The sequence below is a fragment of the Rothia mucilaginosa genome, assembly GCF_964210535.1.
Taxonomy (GTDB): domain Bacteria; phylum Actinomycetota; class Actinomycetes; order Actinomycetales; family Micrococcaceae; genus Rothia; species Rothia mucilaginosa_F.
This window is the reverse complement of sequence record NZ_CAXOMR010000004.1, coordinates 14,063-31,973: the sequence shown is the minus strand read 5'-3', so window position 1 is coordinate 31,973 and position 17,911 is coordinate 14,063. Positions and strand designations below refer to the sequence as shown.

Sequence of the window (17,911 nt, the reverse complement as noted above, 5' to 3'; positions counted from 1 at the left end):
ATGATGCTCAGATTTTGTGATGTTCAGGTTGAGGTTAAAGGAATTGTTTTAATGTAAGGCTGAGCTTGAGGTTCTGCCCAGTCTAAATGGAGCGGCGCAGCGACAATCCGCGAACCGTCGCATAGAAACCCTGCGCCTGTAGCGCCGCACGCAGCGCCTCCATCGGATGCTCCACAACCTCGCTACCGGAGGCGCTCAAAGTATGGGTACCCAAAAGCTCCACATCGTTGACCTTCTCCACCGAAATCTTCTCCGCACCACCGGCGGACACCAGGCGCGCCAGCGCGGGGGCCGCCGCCTCCAGGAGTATCGGGTCGGTCGTAAATGCTAGCAGGGTCTTCGCCCCGCGCTCCACATACAGCACCGGGGCGCCGTCCACCAGCACCACGCAGGCGCCCGCCTTACGCGCCGGGCGGTGCTTCACCGTGCCCTCACCCTCGTGCGCAAAGGAGGGAATCGCGGGCCAGCTCAACGCCGCACCGTACGGGTTCGCCGGGTCGGTCGCCGCCAACAGAGTTACCGTGAACGTGCCGTACACCTGCTCGGTATCGGTACGCTGCGGGGTGTAGGCGCTCGCACCGAAACCCTGTGGACCTGCGGGAATACTGAGATTATCGGCGGCGGAACGCAACAGATCCACCGTCGCCGGGGCGGCAAACTGAGCCGCGCCCAAACCCTCAATAAAGTAGCCGCGACGCACCAGCGCACGATCCTCAGCCGCCGAATAAATCCGGTACAGCTGCGAGAACCCGCCGGCAGAATCCTCCACCTGCAGGCACCCGCGAGTCAGCACACCGTAGCGGTCCAGCAGCAGGTCGGCACGTGCGAGCGCCGCAACCGTTGCTTCCACAGGCTCCTGAAGGAGTGTGTCCACGCGCGAGAAACGGCCGCTATCCTGCGGGGCAACAGCGGGAGTGGCGGCATGGAAGCCACCGCGTAGGGAACGCAGGCCGCGCCCGGTGGTAGCGCCGTATCCGCTAGTCGGTGCCGAATATCCGCCGGAACTATAGCTGTCAGCACCGTAGCCGCTCGCCATGCCGTTACCCATGGAGGCGCGCGCCGCCGCAATACGACCCGCGCCGCGGCGACCCACCCGCGACAGACGCGCGGGAGCCGCCGGCGTCGGATGTGCACTGCGAACGCCCGCAAGCATTGCCCGAACCGGCGCGAAACTATCGTTCGTCACCGCACCAGCCCACACCAGACGCCACAGCGCCGCCGAAACCTCCGCCGCATCCGGGAAGGTCACCACCTGACCGGTGGGCGCCGCCGCACTCATCAGCTGCGCCACCCGCTCACGCAGCGCCGGCACGAACAGGCCGCCGTGAGCCAGCGCCTCATAGATCGCGTGCTCCAGCGTGCCAGGAGTCTGCAATGCCTCCCAAAGCTCGGGGTTCTCCGCGCGCAGCAGCTGCTCCGGGTAGTCCTCGCCCAGAGTCAGCGAAGAACTCTCGCTCAAATGCAAGCGAATCCAGCCGTCAGACTTCTGTGCGCTACCGCCACCGAGCTGCCCCGCGCCGGTGAAGAACACCCTGCCGCTTGCCATAAGCTCGTCCAGCATGTGCGGCTGGTAGCCGGGCACTCGCGCCGGCAGAATCAGCGTCTCCAGGGCGGAGGCGGGGACGCGTACACCCGCCAGCTGGTCGATGGCGGTGAGCAGGTCCTCTATTGCGGTGGCAGAGTTTTCGGTGGCGTTTTCTGCGCCGTTTTCAGCGGCAGGGCTGAGGGGTACCGCCCTCTCGCCCACCACCGTGGCGGTGCGGCGGGAGGGGAGGAATGCACCGTAGGCGCTCGCCTCCGGCAGGGTCTGTGCAACCCGTACCGATAAAGAACGAACGTTCTGCCAGGAAGGTAGGAAAGCGCCATAGACCTGCGCCGATACCGGCTCAATCTCCTCACGTAGCGCCGCCAGGGAGCGGGCACGAATCGTACGCAAAACCTGCGCATCCACCCACTCAACACCGACCGCACCGGGCGTGCGCAACACCTCGGGCAGGAACTCACCGGAGCTCAAGCGGCGCTGCTGCTGAAGGCGCTGCAACACCGGGGTCAGTACACCCACACCCACCGGAGTCAGGCGCGAAAAATGCTCCGCCGCCTGCAGTGCCGTAAAAGGAATATGGGTGCGCGCGTAGCGAGACACCAGGTCCTCAAGAGGCTCCGCGACCGGCTCCAAGAGGGCAGTAGGAAGCGCCGCGGCGGGCATAATGCCCAGCCCATCGCGCAGGCGCGCGGCATCCTCAACCACCGCGTAGTACAGCTGCGGCTTGGCGTTCTCCTCGGCGGTATCATCGGCAGTTCCCATGAACGAGAACGCGCGGCGCGAGCGTACCAGCTCCTCCGCTAGGGCACGCGCCTGCTCCGTGCTGGCGTGTGTGCCGTACTCCTCGCCGTAGTTTTCGGAGTCCTCATGCTCAGCGCCGGGCGCCTCAGCCTGCGGGTTGTCAGAGCGCAAACGCAGGCTCAACTCCTCCGCGCTCAACGGACCCAGCTGACGCAAAAGATCCGCAACACCCTCCACCCCGGAGGCGCGGTAACGCTCACCGGTGCGTTGCAGGCGTTGCTGAGTCTGCACCAGCACCGCCGGATCCAGCAGGTCACGCAGACCGCTCGAACCCAGCAGTTCAGCCAGTAGCGCCGGGTCCAGCGAGAGCGCGGCGGCGCGGCGTTCGGCGGCGGGTGCGTCGCCGTCGTAGAGGTGCTCAGCAACGTACTCAAAGAGCAGAGTGCGCGCAAAAGGCGAAGGCTCGTTCGTCTCAACCTCCAGCATGGACGCCGCCCGAGACTGCAATGAGCGGTGCACCTGAACCAGCGCCGGAACATCGTACACGTCCTGCAGGCACTCGCGCGCCGTCTCCAAAAGCACCGGAAAATCAGGGTACTTACGCGCTACATCCAGCAGCTGCGCCGCACGCTGACGCTGCTGCCACAGCGGGGTGCGCTTACCCGGATCACGGCGCGGCAACAGCAGGGCACGCGCCGCATTCTCACGGAACCGAGACGCAAAAAGCGCCGAATCGCCCACGCGTTCGGTGACAATCGCCTCCAGCTCGTCCGGGTCAAAGAGGAACAGGTCAGCGCCGGGCGGCACATCCTCCATGGCGGGTAGGCGCAGAATCAGGCCGTCATCACTCGCCATGACCGAGGCATCCACCCCGTACCGCTCCTCAATGCGGGCACGCACCGCCAGCGCCCAGGGAGCGTGCACACCGTAGCCCAGCGGCGAGTGCAGGACCACGCGCCAATCGCCCAGCTCGTCGCGGTGCCGCTCCACAATCATGCGGGTATCGGAGGGAACCGCCCCCGTGGATTCGCGCTGCTCACGCAGGTAGGCGAGCAGGTTATCGACCGCCCAGGTGTCCAGCCCGAGCTGTTCGAGCTGCTGGCGGGCGGCGGCGCTATCGGTGGCATCCAGGCTGGAGAGGGCGCGCGTGAACGCACCCGTCTGCACACCCAGGGCGTAGGGGCGGCCCATGCGGTCGCCGTGCCAGAAGGGCAGGCGCGCGGGCTGACCGGGTGCGGGGGAGACCCGCACCGCGTCGTGCGTAATTTCTTCGATGCGCCAGCTGCTCGCGCCCAGGGTAATGACCTCGCCGGCGCGGGATTCGTACACCATTTCTTCGTCGAGCTCACCCACGCGCTTGGGGCCGCGCTCCTCATCGCCGCCGACCAGATAGACCGGGAAAAGGCCGCGGTCGGGAATCGTGCCGCCGCTGGTGACGGCGAGGCGCTGCGCACCGGGGCGGCCCTCAATACTGCCGGAGGGCGCCTCCTCGGTGGGGGTGCGGTCCCAGATGATGCGCGGGCGCAGTTCGGCGAACTCGTCGGAGGGGTAGCGTCCGGCGAGCATCTCGAGCACGGAGTCGAAGAGGGCGCGCGGCAGCTCGGCGTAGGGGGCGCTACGGCGTAGCGCCTCGTACCAGGAGTCCACGCTGATGGGCCCGAGGGCGCAGGCGGCGACGGTCTGCTGTGCGAGCACGTCCAGGGGGTTGGTGGGGACGGTAAGCGGCTCGAGGGTTCCGCTGCGCATGCCGGCGAGGGTGACGGTTGCTCCGAGTAGGTCGCCGCGGTGCTTGGGGTAGAAGAAGCCGCGCGAAATTTCGCCCACGCGGTGTCCGGCGCGCCCCACACGCTGCAGTGCGGAGGCGACCGAGGGCGGCGCCGCCACCTGAATGACAAGGTCCACGTGGCCCATATCGATGCCCAGCTCCAGGGAGCTGGTGGCGACCACACAGCGCAGGGTTCCGCCCTTGAGCGCCTCCTCGATGAGGGTGCGCTGCTCCTTGGATACGGAACCGTGGTGCGCGCGGGCGAGCGGCGGTACTTCGGCGATATCAGAGATGCCTGCCGCGTAGTCTTCGGGACTGATGCCCTGCTTCGCGAGGACGCGGCGCAGGTGAATATCGTTGAGTGCTGCGGTGAGCTTTTCCGCTAGTCCACGCGAGTTAACGAAAACAATCGTAGAACGGTTCTTCTCAATATGGTCGACGATGCGTTCCTGCACACGCGGCCAAATGGAAGTCTCAGGGCGCGCGCTATCAGGAGTTTCGCGGAGTGATTCTTCCGGGATAGTGAGCGTATTTTTGGGCGCGGCGTTATCACCCTCCTGCGCCGGGTTCACCTGCCCGGCTTCCTGCCGTGCTATTTGACCAGGGAACACGCCAATGGCATCTTCGAGCGTGTAGGGCACGCTCGCCGGGGCGTTTGTGGCGCTGGAAGCAGGCTGCGCTGTACCCTGCGGCGAGCCGCTAGAAGCTGAGCCCGCGCCTCCCTGCATCTCCGAGGGTGTGTATTCTGAGGGCGCGTAGAGCCCCTGCCCGTAGTCGTTGGCGCCTCCGAGCGCCGCCATATCGGGCACGGGCACACTCAGGCGCAGGTCCCATTCTTTGGCAACCGGGCGGCTCATGATGGTCACCGGCTGAATGCCACCGAGGAACCGGGCGACCGCCTCCGGGTTTTCGACGGTTGCGGAGAGACCAATGCGCTGTGCGGGCTTTTCGAGGAGCGCATCGAGGCGTTCGAGGGATACTGCCAGGTGCGCGCCGCGTTTGGTGGCGGCAAGGTTGTGAATCTCGTCCACAATCACGGTGGTCACGCCGGCGAGGGTGTTGCGGGCGGCGCTGGTGAGCATGAGGTAGAGGGATTCGGGGGTGGTGATGAGAATGTCGGGTGGGTTGCTGATGAGTTGGCGGCGTTCGCGTGCGGGGGTGTCGCCGCTGCGCACGCCCACGGTGATGCTCGGCTCGCCAGTGTCGTTGCCGCTCAGGCGGGTGATTCCGGCGAGGGGCGCGCGTAGGTTGCGTTCGACGTCCGCACCGAGTGCTTTGAGGGGTGAGATGTAGAGGATGCGCGTGCCGCCCGCGGTGCCGGTTTCGTGTTCGCGGTGGAGGGCGTCGAGTGCCCAGAGGAAGGCGGCGAGGGTTTTGCCGGAGCCGGTGGGGGCGATGATGAGGGTGTTGTTGCCGTTGCGGATGCTCTCCCAGGCGCCTTCTTGGGCGGCGGTGGGTGCGCTGAAGGTGGCGCGGAACCAGTCGCGTACGGGGGCGGAGAAGTGGGAGAGTGCGTCGGTCATGTATCTATTATGGCGGGGTTTATGGTGTGCGCCTCTTGAATTGTTGGGGGCTGGGGGAGGAAGATGTGCTTGACAGGTTCCCAACAAGCCCATAATGTTTTACTTGTAAAGTAATCGATTGAGAGAACAACACAAAGGAGCACCACCATGACCCGCCTGAACGACGAACAGCTCATCAACCTCTTCCACGAGCCGCGCACCGTCTCCTCCTTCACCGAGGAGCCCGTCACCGACGAGCAGCTGCGCCGCATCCAGGAGCTCACCTTCTACGGCCCCACCGCCTTCAACAGCCAGCCCCTGCGCATCACCTGGGTCAAGAGCCCCGAGGCACGCGAGCGCCTCGTCGCACACCTGGCTGACGGCAACAAGGCTAAGACCCAGGCGGCACCGGTGACCGCAATCCTCTCCGCAGACGCGAACTGGGTAGAGCACGCTGACACCTTCAACCCCAACGCTGCTGGCTTCATCAAGGGCTTCTACACCACCGAAGAACTCGCCACCCCCGCCGCTGAGCTGAGCGCTCACCTGCAGGCAGGCTACTTCATCACCGCAATCCGCGCCCTCGGTCTGGATGCCGGCCCCATGACCGGCGCAGACTTCGCTGGCATCAAGAAGGAATTCTTCGCGGACAACGCAGAGATCCCTTTCCTCGTCGTCAACATCGGTCACGGCGAGGCTCCCGCATACCCGCGCGGTGCACGCTTCAGCCACGATGAGGTTGCCCGCTCCCTCTAAGAGTACGCGGCTACCGCATAGCTAAAGCTAAACCCTAGATTTAGGCTTATAGATAGTTCAAGGGCGGTTCCCCATCGCGGGGAACCGCCCTTGAACTATATGTGAACTATATGCGCACACAACGTGCCAGAGATGTTGTCACATCTGCAATGCCGCGTTAGCGGGCACCAAACTGACCCACCGACAGCTGCGGAACAGACGAGGAACACGCGGTCGTATCCAGCGGAACAATCACGCCACCGGAACCGGAGGGAAGACCCACCAGGAAGCCCTGAACCGGGCGGCTACCGCAATCGTCGCCGAAGCGTGCCGGGTACACCGAACGCAGTACCGCGGTGGTGCTATCGCCGGGGTTGAGGGTCACACCCGCAGGGTTCATGTACTCGTCGGAGGTGGAAGCCTCACGACCAACCCAGGTTCCCGAAGGACCCGCATGGACCACGCGCGGGTAGCCGCGCAGGGTGCAGGGGGAGTTCGAGGAGTTCTGGAAGTACAGGGTGTAGTTTCGGGCGCCGGGGGAGCCTTCTCCAATAGCAACCGAAACGTTCAGGTCGTCCAGATCGCACTGGGTCGGTCCCTCAGCAGCGGTGTTGTTGGAGGAGTTAGAGGACTTCTCCGAAGAGCTCGAGGAATTCGAGGAGTTGGAAGAATTCGACGAGTTCGAGGAACCGGAGGAGTTCGAAGAGTTGCCCGAAGAGCGAGAACCCGACTGTGAAGACGAGTCTGAGCCCTTCTGGGAGTCCTGCTGAGAATCAGAGTCGTCCGACTTGTTCTGCTCGGAACCCTCGTGGGAGGACTCAGAAGAATGAGAGTCAGAGCTCTGCTTCGACTCGTGAGTCTCGGTGTGGGAAGAAGACTCAGAGTGCTCAGAGGAAGACCCGTGGTGTTCCGCGTCGGGGGAGTTCACCACGGTAATGGAGCCCGGGGTCACCGAAGGGGTAGCCCCGTCGGAGGCTACTCGAATCGTGCCGGGCTTGACCGAAGCCGAAGCGCTCGGCTGTGCCGAGGTACCTTCAGCTTCCTGACCGGCCTGGGACGCGCCGCATCCACTGAGCGCTAGCACGCAACAGAGGAGGGTGGTTGATGCGAGTACCTGAGCCGATTTAAACATGATTACATCGCCGCCTGCATTTGGATTTCTGCTCCGTCCATACCGGGGGCGTACTCGACCTGGCAGCACAGGCGAGAGTACTCGTTGGCGACATCGTCGACCATGTCGAGCAGGTCCTGCTCAGCTTCGGTGCGCTCACCGGAAGCTGCGAAGTGCTCGGGGTCGATGAAGCCGTGGCAGGTAGCGCAGGATGCGTTACCACCGCAGGTTGCGAGGACCGGCACGCCGTTAGCCTGGAGGGTTTCCAGGAGGGTGTGGTGGTCTTCCCACTGAATGTCGTAGTTTACGCCTGCTTCGTCAGTGACCTTAATCGTTACGCCCATGCGTTCTCCTTCTTCTGTAGTGATGCGTTTCTATTGTAGAGGTAGGGGCTGTTATTCACCGTACTTTGTGGCGCATCCCCAACCCTACCGTCACGCATATCACGGGAACGCATATTAATTTTTATGCTGAGTAGCATGTCTGTATTGCCCCCAGTCTACCCCGTATTGCCCTGACAACGCGGGATATTGGCGCCAATGAATACTGCCCCCAGATGCAAAGACATGCTGGGGGCAGTATAAAGAACCGGCACGCGGGTGCGCTTTAACGGTGACGAAGACCTACTCGGATTCCTTCTCCGCGCTCTTCTCGGCGTCCTGCTTTTCTGCGCTGTGGTCATCAGTATTCTGGACGCTTCGTCCCGGACCGCGCACAATACCTCGCACGCTATCGCGCGGGTCGGCGTAGCGCAGGTCAATACCGAAGGTATTGCGGATCTGGCGTGCCGAGTTCAGGTGCCAACGCTGCGAATCCGAGGGAGTCACCGAGGTGACCGCCTTCTGCCCCGGAGCCAGCTTCTCGTGGCGGATATCGTAGTGCTTACCACCCATGGTGATGGTGAAGCCGTGCTCCTGCAGTAGCTGCACGAACGCATCCACATCGTGCGGGATCTTGCGACCGCGCTGCCTCTTCGTGCCGCTCATCCTCGGCTGCGATTCGAAGGGGTTACGGCTGGGCGCGGTGCCGCGACTAATACGAATCACCTGCTGGTCGGAGTGCGAGAACTCCACCTGGTAGCCGTTGAGCGAGTACACGGTGCGGCTACTGCCAGGAATCGGGCGGCGGTCCTCAGCCTCATCGAGAATGCGGGCAATATACTCGCCGGTCAGACCGAGCGCCTTGAGCTGAGCCTGAGCCTCCGGGGAGAGCTGGTAGCCTCCCGCGAGGGCCTGCAGCGGGCGTAGCGCGAGTACCTCGGCGGTCAGGGGGTTGAGCACCACCTGGTAGCCTTCCTCCTCATGCGTATAGAGGGTGACTTCGCGGCCGTAACGGTTCTCCTGCGCGCTCTCCTGAACCACGGTGCTTGCGGGCGATTCGATGATGTCCAGTAGCAGCTCGTAGGTGAGGCCGTGGCGCATCATGTAGTCCATCACGCCGGGGAGCACACCGTAGATGCGGCGGCGCGGCGGCACGTCGCCGTAGAATTCCTTCTCGATGCGTGCGGCAATACGCTGGTTCTCCAGAGGCACCTCGGTCAGCGGGATAAGGCGCTGGTTGGAGGGGCGAATCTTGGCGCGTGCGGCGGCGGGCTTGGGTGCCTGACGGTAAGCGTCCACGAGGGCCTGCTGCTGTTCCACGAACTCCTGGGCAATGAGCGGCAACAGGGTGAAGTAGAGCTCTGCCGCTTCGGGCTTGAGCGCGCCGTTCTCATCGAGCAGAGAGGCGCCATCCTTAGCGAATAAATCCCACGGCTTATCGCTTGCAGTGTTCTCTTCGGAACCCTGATTATCCCGGTAGCTATAGGCGGCTAGGGAGGCAAGCTCCTGCAGGCGAACGTACACCTCAAGAGGAACGGTAATCTGCTTCGCGGACATTATTTCTCCTCCTCAGTAGTGTTTTCTGCCTGGGTTGCCTTATCTTCTGCCTGCTTCGCCAGGGTGTTGCTGAGCTCATCGAGCTGCGCCTTACGCAGGGCTTCCGCGTGCAGGTGATGGAAATCCGGGGTCTTCGCCAGAGCCAGAACGGTCCGCTCATCCGGCGAGATTGCAATTTCCAGACCCTGCGCCGCGTAGATGCGGGTCCAGCCGTCAGCCATGCGCACGCTTTCGGGGCTGTTCAGCGTCTGAAGCATCAGATCGAAAACGAACGGCGGGTTCTTCTTCAGGAAGGTGCGGGCGCGCTCGCTGAACTCAAGCTCCAGGGCATTGAGCGAAGTGTATTCGCCCTGCGCCAGGGATGCCTGCGCCGCCTCGTTGTAGTCGGCGTCGTATTCGTCGATCACGGTAATGACTTCCGCGGAGGCGGTGTTCACGTCAACGCGGTAGTCATCGTGCGTGAAGCGGATGGTCCAGTCGTTGATGCGTTCCGCTTCGCCTTCGCGCAGGATGGTGCGCACGAGTTCTTCGCTGATGTTTTCGCGGTCGAGGCGGGCGCGTAGGCTCGGGCGCAGGCGGTAGCTGCGTTCGCGATCCTCGGCGGTAACGCCGCGAGGCGCTGCGGCTACCGGCTCTACTGCTGGCTGAGCGGCGGGTGCACTCGGGGTGGGCACGGCAAGCTTCGGCGCACCCGGTTTCGGCGCGGTCGGCTTCGGCGCGGTCGGCTTCGGGGCTGCGGGCGCACTCGGCAAGGACTGGGCGAGCACCGGCTGATCTTCAACGGCTGCCTGCTCGGTTGCCGCTGCCGACTGGTTAGATTCCGCGGCGGCGGCTTCGGCAGCTTCTTCTGCTGCCTGCTGACGGGCGCGCAGACCCTCCAGGTACTCTTCGATGCGCGGCGGTCGGTAGGTCAGCGTGGACTTGCGGAACATACCGGGGGAGGGTGCGCCGGGAGTCGGCACTGCAGGCTTGGGAACGGTAGGCTTGGGCGCAGCGGGCTTGGGCGCTGCGGGGGCAACCGCGGCGGGCGTCGGAACCGTCTCTTCTGCAACCGCCTCTGCGGGGGCTTCCACAGATGCTTCTTCCGGCACTCCGAGAGCCGGGCTGGGCGCCTGTGCCGCACGTGCCGCAAAGAGTGCGGGGGAGGGCGCCGGCTTGGGTGCAGCAGGCTTGGGGGCTGCGGGCTGCGGAGTATCTGCTGCGCTAACTTCAGCATCCTCAGTTGCGGCAGGTTCGACAGAAATAGTTTCAACCTCAGCCTCAACCCCAGTAACAGGGTCTGCGGCAGCTTCGGCTACCTGCAGCTCGTCCTGCTCCTCTTCTGCAGGCTCTTCCTCGCCGCGACGCAGGGCGGCGACAAGTTCCTGACGGGAGGTATAAGGAATGATTTCCTCGGGTGAGTCGATATATCGGGGGAAGTTCTCGTAGAGAATCTTCGCCGCGGCCTCAAAGAGTTTCTCCGTGGTGGTGTTGGCGGCGGGTGCGCAGGGGCAGAGAAGTTCCCGACGCTGCGCGTCATAGAGGGACCAGTGGGCGCATCGTTCGGTGGGCGGGAAGTAGTCGAGCGTTCCCAGGTCGGCTATGTCGATGAGCGCACCTATCAGGGACTGCGGAATGGATAGCTGTGCCATAGTGCTCCTTCGCGTTGTCTGCTCTCCAGCCTATGTGTGGAGGGTCCTCTTTCCATCGTAGGCGTTTTTTGGCGGGTGTGCCCCGGAGCACGTCATCTGGGAGCATAAATCTGTGGATTCACAGGTTGAGGCGCACTTTTAGTGCAGTTTTTGGGCGCGGATGCGGCGGTCGGTGGAGCGTCTTCGCTACACCTCTATATAGGTATCTCTGCATGCCGCAGCTTCTACACGTCTGTAGTTTCTGTATGCTGTGTTTCTGCATACCGCGCCGTCTGCCGAGTGAGTGGCGCCTTCTGCACACAACTTCTGGGTACACAAAAAATCCCCGGTTCCGAAGAACCGGGGATCGGTGGTGCGCCCGAAGGGATTCGAACCCCCAACCTTCTGATCCGTAGTCAGATGCTCTATCCGTTGAGCTACAGGCGCATGTTCCTCGCTTCGGATTTCTTCAACCCGTCGCGGCAACAGGTACTACTATACGGATGTCCTCGAGGGCGTGCAAGCCGAAAATCTCGAAATCTACCCAAATTCCCCTCCGAAGGAGTCGAAAATACCCCGTTTTGCCGCATGATTCCGCGGTTTTTGTGTTCGCAAAATTTTTTCAAAATATTTTTGTTTCGCTCCAAAACCTGCCCTGGAACCGCCCGAAACACCCGCCTCGACCCTGCAGAATCACTCAAAAATACTTCAAAAAATCTTTTCGCCCCAAAAGAATGTGATGCGCGGAACGTAAGAAATAGCGTCATAGAGGGGTGTTCGGGTCATTAATGCGTTATTCTGTAAGCATCACGAGGAAGTGGAGACTGTCCAAGCGTGCATATTCACGATTATTTGCACGCTTGTAGTGTTTAACTGCTTCTTTGTTACTGCAGACCTATCCGGATCAACGTAGTATCCGGGCCACCGATTGAAGGGGAAAACGTCAATGGCTGACACCTCAACTCGTACTCTCTCTGCTGAGCTCGAAAAGGAGCTGCAGAGTGCACCCACTACCCACCAGGGCCTTCTGGATTGGGTTCGCGAAGTTGCGGCCCTGACCCAGCCCGCACACATCTACTGGGTCGACGGCACCCAGGAAGAATACGACCGCCTGGCACAGGAACTGGTCGACGCTGGCACCTTTGTTCGCCTGAGCGATCACGAATTCCCGAACTCTTACGCAGCTTTCTCTGATCCCGATGACGTGGCACGCGTCGAGGAGCGCACCTTCATCTGCTCCGAGACCGAAGAGGGTGCAGGCCCGACCAACAACTGGCGTGACCCCGTCGAAATGAAGCAGACCCTCTCCGGTCTGTTCGAGGGCTCCATGCGCGGTCGCACCATGTACGTCATTCCCTTCGTCATGGGCTCCCTGAAGGCTAAGAACCCCAAGATCGCTGTTGAGCTGAGCGACTCCGCATACGTTGTCTGCTCGATGCGCATCATGGCGACCATTGGTAAGGACGTTCTTGCCAAGCTGAACGAGACCAACGGCTTCTTCGTCAAGGCTCTGCACTCTGTTGGTGCACCCCTGGAGCCCGGTCAGGAAGACGTTCCCTGGCCCTGCAACCCCGAGAAGTACATCGTCCAGTTCCCCGAGACCCGCGAGATTTGGTCCTTCGGCTCCGGCTACGGTGGTAACGCACTGCTCGGCAAGAAGTGCTACGCACTGCGTATCGCATCCGTTATCGGTCGCGACGAGGGCTGGATGGCAGAGCACATGCTCATCCTGAAGATGACCAACCCCGAGGGCAAGGTTCGCTACATCTCCGCAGCGTTCCCCTCGGCTTGCGGTAAGACCAACTTCGCAATGATGGAGCCCACCATTGACGGCTGGAAGGCTGAGATGGTCGGCGACGACATCGCATGGATTGAGTTCGACGAGAACCACCAGGCACGCGTGGTCAACCCCGAGGCTGGCCTGTTCGGCGTGGCACCGGGTACCGGTTACTCCACCAACCCGAACGCTATGAAGGCTATCGCCAAGGGCAACACCATCTTCACCAACGTTGCACTGACTGACGACGGCTCCGTCTGGTGGGAGGGCAAGACCGACGAGGCTCCCGCACACCTGATTGACTGGACCGGCAAGGACTGGACCCCCGAGTCCGGCCGCCCCGCAGCTCACCCGAACTCCCGCTTCTGCACCCCCGCATCCCAGGTCGACATGCTCGCTCCCGAGTACTACGACCCCGAGGGTGTGCCGCTGAGCGCTATCGTTCTGGGCGGTCGCCGCAAGACCACCGTTCCGCTGGTTTCTGAGTCTGAGAGCTGGGAGCAGGGCGTGTTCCGCGCTGTCACCCTGTCCTCTGAGACCACCGCGGCCGCTAAGGGTGCTGTCGGCGTGATTCGCCGCGACCCGATGGCAATGCTGCCCTTCATTGGTTACAACGCTGGTGACTACTTCAAGCACTGGATTGACCTGGGCAAGAAGCACGGCGCTGAGAACATGCCGAAGGTCTACTACGTCAACTGGTTCCGCCGCACCCCCGATGGCGGCTTCGCATGGCCCGGCTTCGGCGAGAACTCTCGCGTCGTGAAGTGGATCTTCGACCGCCTGGACGGCAAGGCTGGCGGCCAGGAGACCTTCCTGGGCACCGTTCCCACCAAGGAAGACCTGGACCTGACCGGCCTGGAGATTTCCGAGGATGAGCTGAAGGCTGCTCTGGCTGTCTCGAAGGAAGAATGGGCTGCTGAGCTGCCCGGCATCGACGAGTGGCTCGAGAAGTTCGGCGACAAGCTGCCCGCTGAGGTTCGCGAACAGCGTGACGCTCTGGCGAAGGCTCTGGAGGGCTAAGACACTCCAGCTAATACCTAAGGTTTAGCGCCTTGAAGGGGCGGAATCTCCCGGTGAGATTCCGCTCCTTCCTTCCGTTTATGGGGCTCGTTTGAATCCCTGTCAGATGGGAGGTGATGAGTCGTCTCTCGGAGAGCTGTGAGTGTAAGGCTATGCAGTCCATCTGCTCTTGAGAAATACTCTAAAGATATCGGGAAGGCTACGAGAGCATGATTATGGCTGGCCCTGATTTCTTGCCCTCTCGCTACCCCTATACAATGCCAATGTAAGATTTTGAGCGCTCTGAGCCTATGTCTGAGCCCAGGCAGGTTTAGAGCAATAGTTGCCGCCTATGTAGAGGTGGCGGTAACACGAGAAGGATAGAAGGAGTATCCATGCGTTTGACAGCATTCTCGGATGTCTCGCTCCGCGTTCTGATGCTCCTGTCTGCCCTGGAGCCCGGTCAGAAGCTTTCCACTCAGAAGATTGCTGAGGGAGTGGACACCCCCTACAACCACGTGGCGAAGGCTGTGGCTTTCCTCGTGAACATGGGTTACCTGGACTCGACTCGCGGTCGTTCCGGTGGCGTCATGCTTTCGGACGCGGGTCGTTCTGCGACCGTCGGCACTATTCTTCGCGCTACTGAGGGCGATATTCCCATGATTGAGTGCGAGGATGAGAACGGCCACTGCCCGCTGGATAAGTTCTGCCGCCTGCGCAATGTGCTGGCGAGGGCTCGCGAGGCGTTCTATGCTTCGGTTGATTCGGTGGTCATTAGCGAGCTGACTGCCGGTGCGCGCCCCGTTGGTCCGGTGTTTGTTGAGCTGGGCTTTGCGCCTCCGGAGAATGCGTTGCCTGCACGCTAGGCTGGCACGCTGCGAGAAATACATGATACCTGTGGAGCTTTCCGGTGGGAGGCTCCATAGAGTTTTTAAGGCGTTCTTGCGGCTAACGCGGGCCTGTTGGGGTTTTCCCGGCGGCTTTCTGCGGAGGTTTTTGAGGGAGCACCGGGAGTGTCTATGCCTCTGTCTGCGGGGGTGCTGGAACCTGTGTGATTCCTGAATTTGTGCAGGAAATGCAGAAAATTGCAAACTTGCTTTTCAAATGCAGAAAATGTGACCATATTCATTTTTGCACCACACTGCATACTTTCCGTAGTAAATATATTTTCGCTCCAGAATTTTTATGCATACTTCGGGGCTAGTCACCCGGCGAACTCAAAAGCAGTGCTGAAAATATATAGTGTGACGCTCGGCTCTCTCTTTGAGTCAGGGTGAACCATAAGTAGCATCTATAGTGCCAAATAACCCTCGGAGCATGACCTGCACTCAGCGCAAACACCCCGCAAAATGCTACGGTAAGGGTGCTTTGTAAACACTCTGTCACCAACTGAGCTGTCCGAGTGAACGCCCCCGCATCACCCACATCAAGGGCGTCACCACAACGACCGAGGTGACCACACAGGAAGAAGGCATGACATGCTCTCCGAGAAGTCCCGCCCCATTATTGAGGCAACGCTGCCCATCATTGCCGAGCGCATCAACGACATCACCCCCGACTTCTACCGTCGAATGTTCGCCGCTCGCCCCGACCTGATGGACGGCATGTTCTCCCGCTCCTCTCAGCTCGAAGGCACCCAGCCCAAGGCGCTGGCAGGCTCCATCGCCGTGTTCGCCTCCTACATCGTTCAGAACCCGAACTCCTACCCCGACGAGGTCCTCTCCCGCGTTGCACACAAGCACGCATCCCTGGGCCTGAAGGAAGAAGAGTACCCCACCGTCTACAAGTACCTCTTCGAGGCAATCGCCGCTAACCTGGGCGACCTGGCTACCCCCGAAATCGTTGAGGCATGGACCGAGGTCTACTGGCTCATGGGCAACGCCCTCATCAAGCTGGAGAAGGGCCTGTACGCATCCCAGGCAAACGACGTCATGTTCGCACCCTTCAAGCTCGTTGAGCGCAAGGAGACCGGCGAGAACGTTGTCGTTCTGACCTTCGAGCCCGCCGACGAGACCCCTATGACCGAGTCCAAGGGTGGCCAGTACATCTCCATCATCGTTCCCGCACGCGACGGTCTGCGCCAGGCACGCCAGTACACCCTGCTGCCCAGCGAAAAGAACCAGCGCCGAATCGGTGTGAAGCTCGACCCCAACGGCGAGATGACCTCCATCCTGCACGAGCTGGAAGTCGGCGCAGTCGTCGAGATCTCCAACCCCTACGGTGACCTGACCCTGGAAGGCTTCGGCGACCCCGAGGCACCCCTGTACCTCTTCTCCGCAGGTATCGGCACCACCCCCATGCTCAGCTTCCTCTCCGAGCTGGTTGAGAAGGGTTCCGAGCGCCCCGTGACCGTGGTTCACGCAGATCGCCGCCTGGACACCTGGCCCCTGCGCGAAGAGCTCACCGAGCTCGTCGGCAAGCTGCCCAACGCACGCCTCGTCTCCTTCATCGAAGGTGAGGGCGGCGACTTCACCGGCCGCGTTGACGTCTCCAAGCTGGACGTTCCCTCCAACGCTAACGTTTACCTCTGCGGCCCGCTGCCCTTCATGCAGGGCGTACGCTCCGCACTGGTGGAGGCAGGCGTTCCCGGCAAGAACATCAACTACGAGATCTTCGGCCCCGACCAGTGGATGCTCCACGACCAGGCACGCGAGGCATAAAAACCCCGTAAGCCGGCTCGTCCGCTAGGTTTCTTAAACCCGGCTAGGTTCTTCCTCTTAGACAGAAGAACCTAGCCGGGTTTTTAGAACTCAAAATAAAAATCCCGCCCCGCAGACGAATCTGCGAGGCGGGATTTTTAGTAGCTAGCTAGTGCTTAGCCCTGGCGAACCAGAGCCAGAACCTCGTCGCGGACGCGCTCCATAGTCGCAACATCCGGTGCCTCAAGGTTCAGGCGCAGGAAAGGCTCAGTGTTCGAAGGACGCAGGTTGACCCACCAGCCCTCTTCGGTGTTGGTGAAGGTGGTGCCGTCGGAGTCCTCAACAACCACGGGAGCGTTAGCGTAGTGTGCACGCACGCGGTCCACAGCGGCAGCCTTGTCTTCGATCTCGGAGTTGATCTCGCCGGAGGCAACGTACGGGGAGTACTTTGCGCTGATCTCGGAGAGGGGCTCATCGCCGCCACCCAGAGCAGCCAGCACGTGCATTGCAGCGAGCATGCCGGTGTCTGCGTTGAAGAAGTCCTTGAAGTAGTAGTGAGCGGAGTGCTCGCCACCGAAAACGCCGTTCTCCTCAGCCATAACAGCCTTGATGAAGGAGTGGCCCACGCGGGTCTTCACTGCGCGGCCGCCCAGCTTCTCAACCAGCTCAGGAACAGCCTTCGAGGTGATCAGATTGTAGATGATGACGGGCTCTTCGTTACCCTCAGCCTTTGCACGAGCAATCTCGCGCTCAGCAACCAGAGCGGTCACAGCCGAAGGAGTGACGGGCTCACCCTTCTCGTCGATGACGAAGCAGCGGTCAGCGTCGCCGTCGAATGCCAGACCAATGTCAGCACCGTGCTCAACAACAGCCTTCTGCAGGTCAACCAGGTTAGCCGGCTCCAGCGGGTTAGCCGGGTGGTTCGGGAAGGTACCGTCCAGCTCGAAGTACAGGGGAACGATTTCCAGGGGCAGGCCCGGCAGGATGGTGTCACCCAGAACAGCGGGAGTGGTCATACCACCCATGCCGTTACCAGCGTCAACAACAACCTTCAGGGGGCGGATGGAAGACAGGTCAACCAGCTTGCGCAGGTACTCAGCGTAAGGCTTGAGGATGTCCTTCTCAGAAACGGTGCCGACCTTCTCCACAGAAGGAATCTCGCCCGCATCCAGGTACTTCTGAGCCAGGTCGCGAATATCGAACAGACCGGACTCGGAAGACAGAGGAACAGCGCCAGCCTTAGCCATCTTCATGCCGTTGTACTCTGCGGGGTTGTGGCTAGCGGTGAAGGTAACACCGGCAGCGTTCTCAACGCCACATGCGAAGTACAGAACGTCAGTGGAGATCAGGCCGATCTTCTCAACATTTGCACCGCGAGCGGTTGCACCCTGGGCGAATGCATCCATGAATTCGGGGGAGGAGGGGCGCATGTCGCCACCGACCAGGATGGTCTGGCCCTCCAGGCCCAGAACGTCTACGAAAGCCGCACCAGTAGCGCGAACAGTCTCTGCGGTAATGGTCTCGCCGACGATGCCACGCACGTCGTACGCTTTGAATGAGTCATGTAGATTAATAGTAGTCACGCCTTTTATTTTAGCGGTAAAGAAGTGCA

General features: G+C 61.7%; 10 protein-coding genes and 1 tRNA gene. 4 read left to right on the top strand and 7 right to left on the bottom strand.

Annotated features, from left to right (window positions below; genetic code table 11):
• Nucleotides 1–82: 82 nt before the first annotated feature.
• Nucleotides 83–5,572, bottom strand: a complete 5,490-nt coding sequence (locus AB8C10_RS02495; protein ID WP_368866731.1) for a DEAD/DEAH box helicase — start codon at nucleotides 5,570–5,572, stop codon at nucleotides 83–85.
• Nucleotides 5,573–5,719: 147 nt separating this feature from the next.
• On the opposite strand from AB8C10_RS02495, the gene AB8C10_RS02490 reads away from it, so the two are divergent.
• Nucleotides 5,720–6,307 carry a malonic semialdehyde reductase gene (locus AB8C10_RS02490; protein WP_368866730.1) on the top strand — a complete coding sequence of 196 codons (588 nt, stop codon included), beginning with the start codon at nucleotides 5,720–5,722 and terminating at the stop codon, nucleotides 6,305–6,307.
• A gap of 157 nt (nucleotides 6,308–6,464) precedes the next feature.
• Here the strand turns inward: AB8C10_RS02490 and AB8C10_RS02485 are convergent, their stop codons facing one another.
• From AB8C10_RS02485 to AB8C10_RS02465, 5 genes are all read right to left on the bottom strand, one after another.
• Nucleotides 6,465–7,418 carry a DUF4232 domain-containing protein gene (locus AB8C10_RS02485; protein ID WP_368866729.1) on the bottom strand — a complete coding sequence of 318 codons (954 nt, stop codon included), beginning with the start codon at nucleotides 7,416–7,418 and terminating at the stop codon, nucleotides 6,465–6,467.
• 2 nt (nucleotides 7,419–7,420) lie between these two features.
• Nucleotides 7,421–7,741 carry a 2Fe-2S iron-sulfur cluster-binding protein gene (locus AB8C10_RS02480; protein WP_315297115.1) on the bottom strand — a complete coding sequence of 107 codons (321 nt, stop codon included), beginning with the start codon at nucleotides 7,739–7,741 and terminating at the stop codon, nucleotides 7,421–7,423.
• Between the two features lie 279 nt (nucleotides 7,742–8,020).
• Nucleotides 8,021–9,274, bottom strand: a complete 1,254-nt coding sequence (locus AB8C10_RS02475; RefSeq protein WP_368866728.1) for a cell wall biosynthesis glycosyltransferase — start codon at nucleotides 9,272–9,274, stop codon at nucleotides 8,021–8,023.
• Entirely contained in the window at nucleotides 9,274–10,905 is a 1,632-nt protein-coding gene (locus tag AB8C10_RS02470) for a DNA repair protein (RefSeq protein ID WP_368866727.1), read from the bottom strand. The genes AB8C10_RS02475 and AB8C10_RS02470 overlap by 1 nt, the downstream gene beginning before the upstream one ends.
• Nucleotides 10,906–11,255: 350 nt before the next feature.
• Nucleotides 11,256–11,331: transfer RNA gene (locus AB8C10_RS02465), tRNA-Arg, on the bottom strand.
• 499 nt (nucleotides 11,332–11,830) lie between these two features.
• Between AB8C10_RS02465 and AB8C10_RS02460 the strand changes: the two genes are divergently transcribed.
• The 3 genes from AB8C10_RS02460 (at nucleotide 11,831) to AB8C10_RS02450 (ending at nucleotide 16,320) form a co-directional block, all read left to right on the top strand.
• Entirely contained in the window at nucleotides 11,831–13,681 is a 1,851-nt protein-coding gene (locus AB8C10_RS02460) for a phosphoenolpyruvate carboxykinase (GTP) (protein WP_368866726.1), read from the top strand.
• Between the two features lie 374 nt (nucleotides 13,682–14,055).
• On the top strand, nucleotides 14,056–14,526 hold the full coding sequence (locus tag AB8C10_RS02455; RefSeq protein WP_049327323.1) for an RrF2 family transcriptional regulator: 471 nt from the start codon (nucleotides 14,056–14,058) through the stop codon (nucleotides 14,524–14,526).
• Nucleotides 14,527–15,138: 612 nt separating this feature from the next.
• Nucleotides 15,139–16,320 (top strand): FAD-binding oxidoreductase, encoded by a 1,182-nt coding sequence (locus AB8C10_RS02450; protein WP_368866725.1) that lies wholly within the window; start codon nucleotides 15,139–15,141, stop codon nucleotides 16,318–16,320.
• Nucleotides 16,321–16,475: 155 nt separating this feature from the next.
• Here the strand turns inward: AB8C10_RS02450 and AB8C10_RS02445 are convergent, their stop codons facing one another.
• Nucleotides 16,476–17,882 (bottom strand): phosphomannomutase/phosphoglucomutase, encoded by a 1,407-nt coding sequence (locus AB8C10_RS02445; protein ID WP_368866724.1) that lies wholly within the window; start codon nucleotides 17,880–17,882, stop codon nucleotides 16,476–16,478.
• Between the last annotated feature and the right edge of the window lie 29 nt (nucleotides 17,883–17,911).

Bases quoted from the DNA above. Each gene is read 5' to 3' on its own strand.
- AB8C10_RS02490 (WP_368866730.1), top strand. From the start codon at position 5,720: ATGACCCGCCTGAACGACGAACAGCTCATCAACCTCTTCCACGAGCCG.
- AB8C10_RS02485 (WP_368866729.1), bottom strand. From the start codon at position 7,418: ATGTTTAAATCGGCTCAGGTACTCGCATCAACCACCCTCCTCTGTTGC.
- AB8C10_RS02470 (WP_368866727.1), bottom strand. From the start codon at position 10,905: ATGGCACAGCTATCCATTCCGCAGTCCCTGATAGGTGCGCTCATCGAC.
- AB8C10_RS02455 (WP_049327323.1), top strand. From the start codon at position 14,056: ATGCGTTTGACAGCATTCTCGGATGTCTCGCTCCGCGTTCTGATGCTC.
- AB8C10_RS02495 (WP_368866731.1), bottom strand. From the start codon at position 5,572: ATGACCGACGCACTCTCCCACTTCTCCGCCCCCGTACGCGACTGGTTC.
- AB8C10_RS02480 (WP_315297115.1), bottom strand. From the start codon at position 7,741: ATGGGCGTAACGATTAAGGTCACTGACGAAGCAGGCGTAAACTACGAC.
- AB8C10_RS02460 (WP_368866726.1), top strand. From the start codon at position 11,831: ATGGCTGACACCTCAACTCGTACTCTCTCTGCTGAGCTCGAAAAGGAG.
- AB8C10_RS02450 (WP_368866725.1), top strand. From the start codon at position 15,139: ATGCTCTCCGAGAAGTCCCGCCCCATTATTGAGGCAACGCTGCCCATC.
- AB8C10_RS02475 (WP_368866728.1), bottom strand. From the start codon at position 9,274: ATGTCCGCGAAGCAGATTACCGTTCCTCTTGAGGTGTACGTTCGCCTG.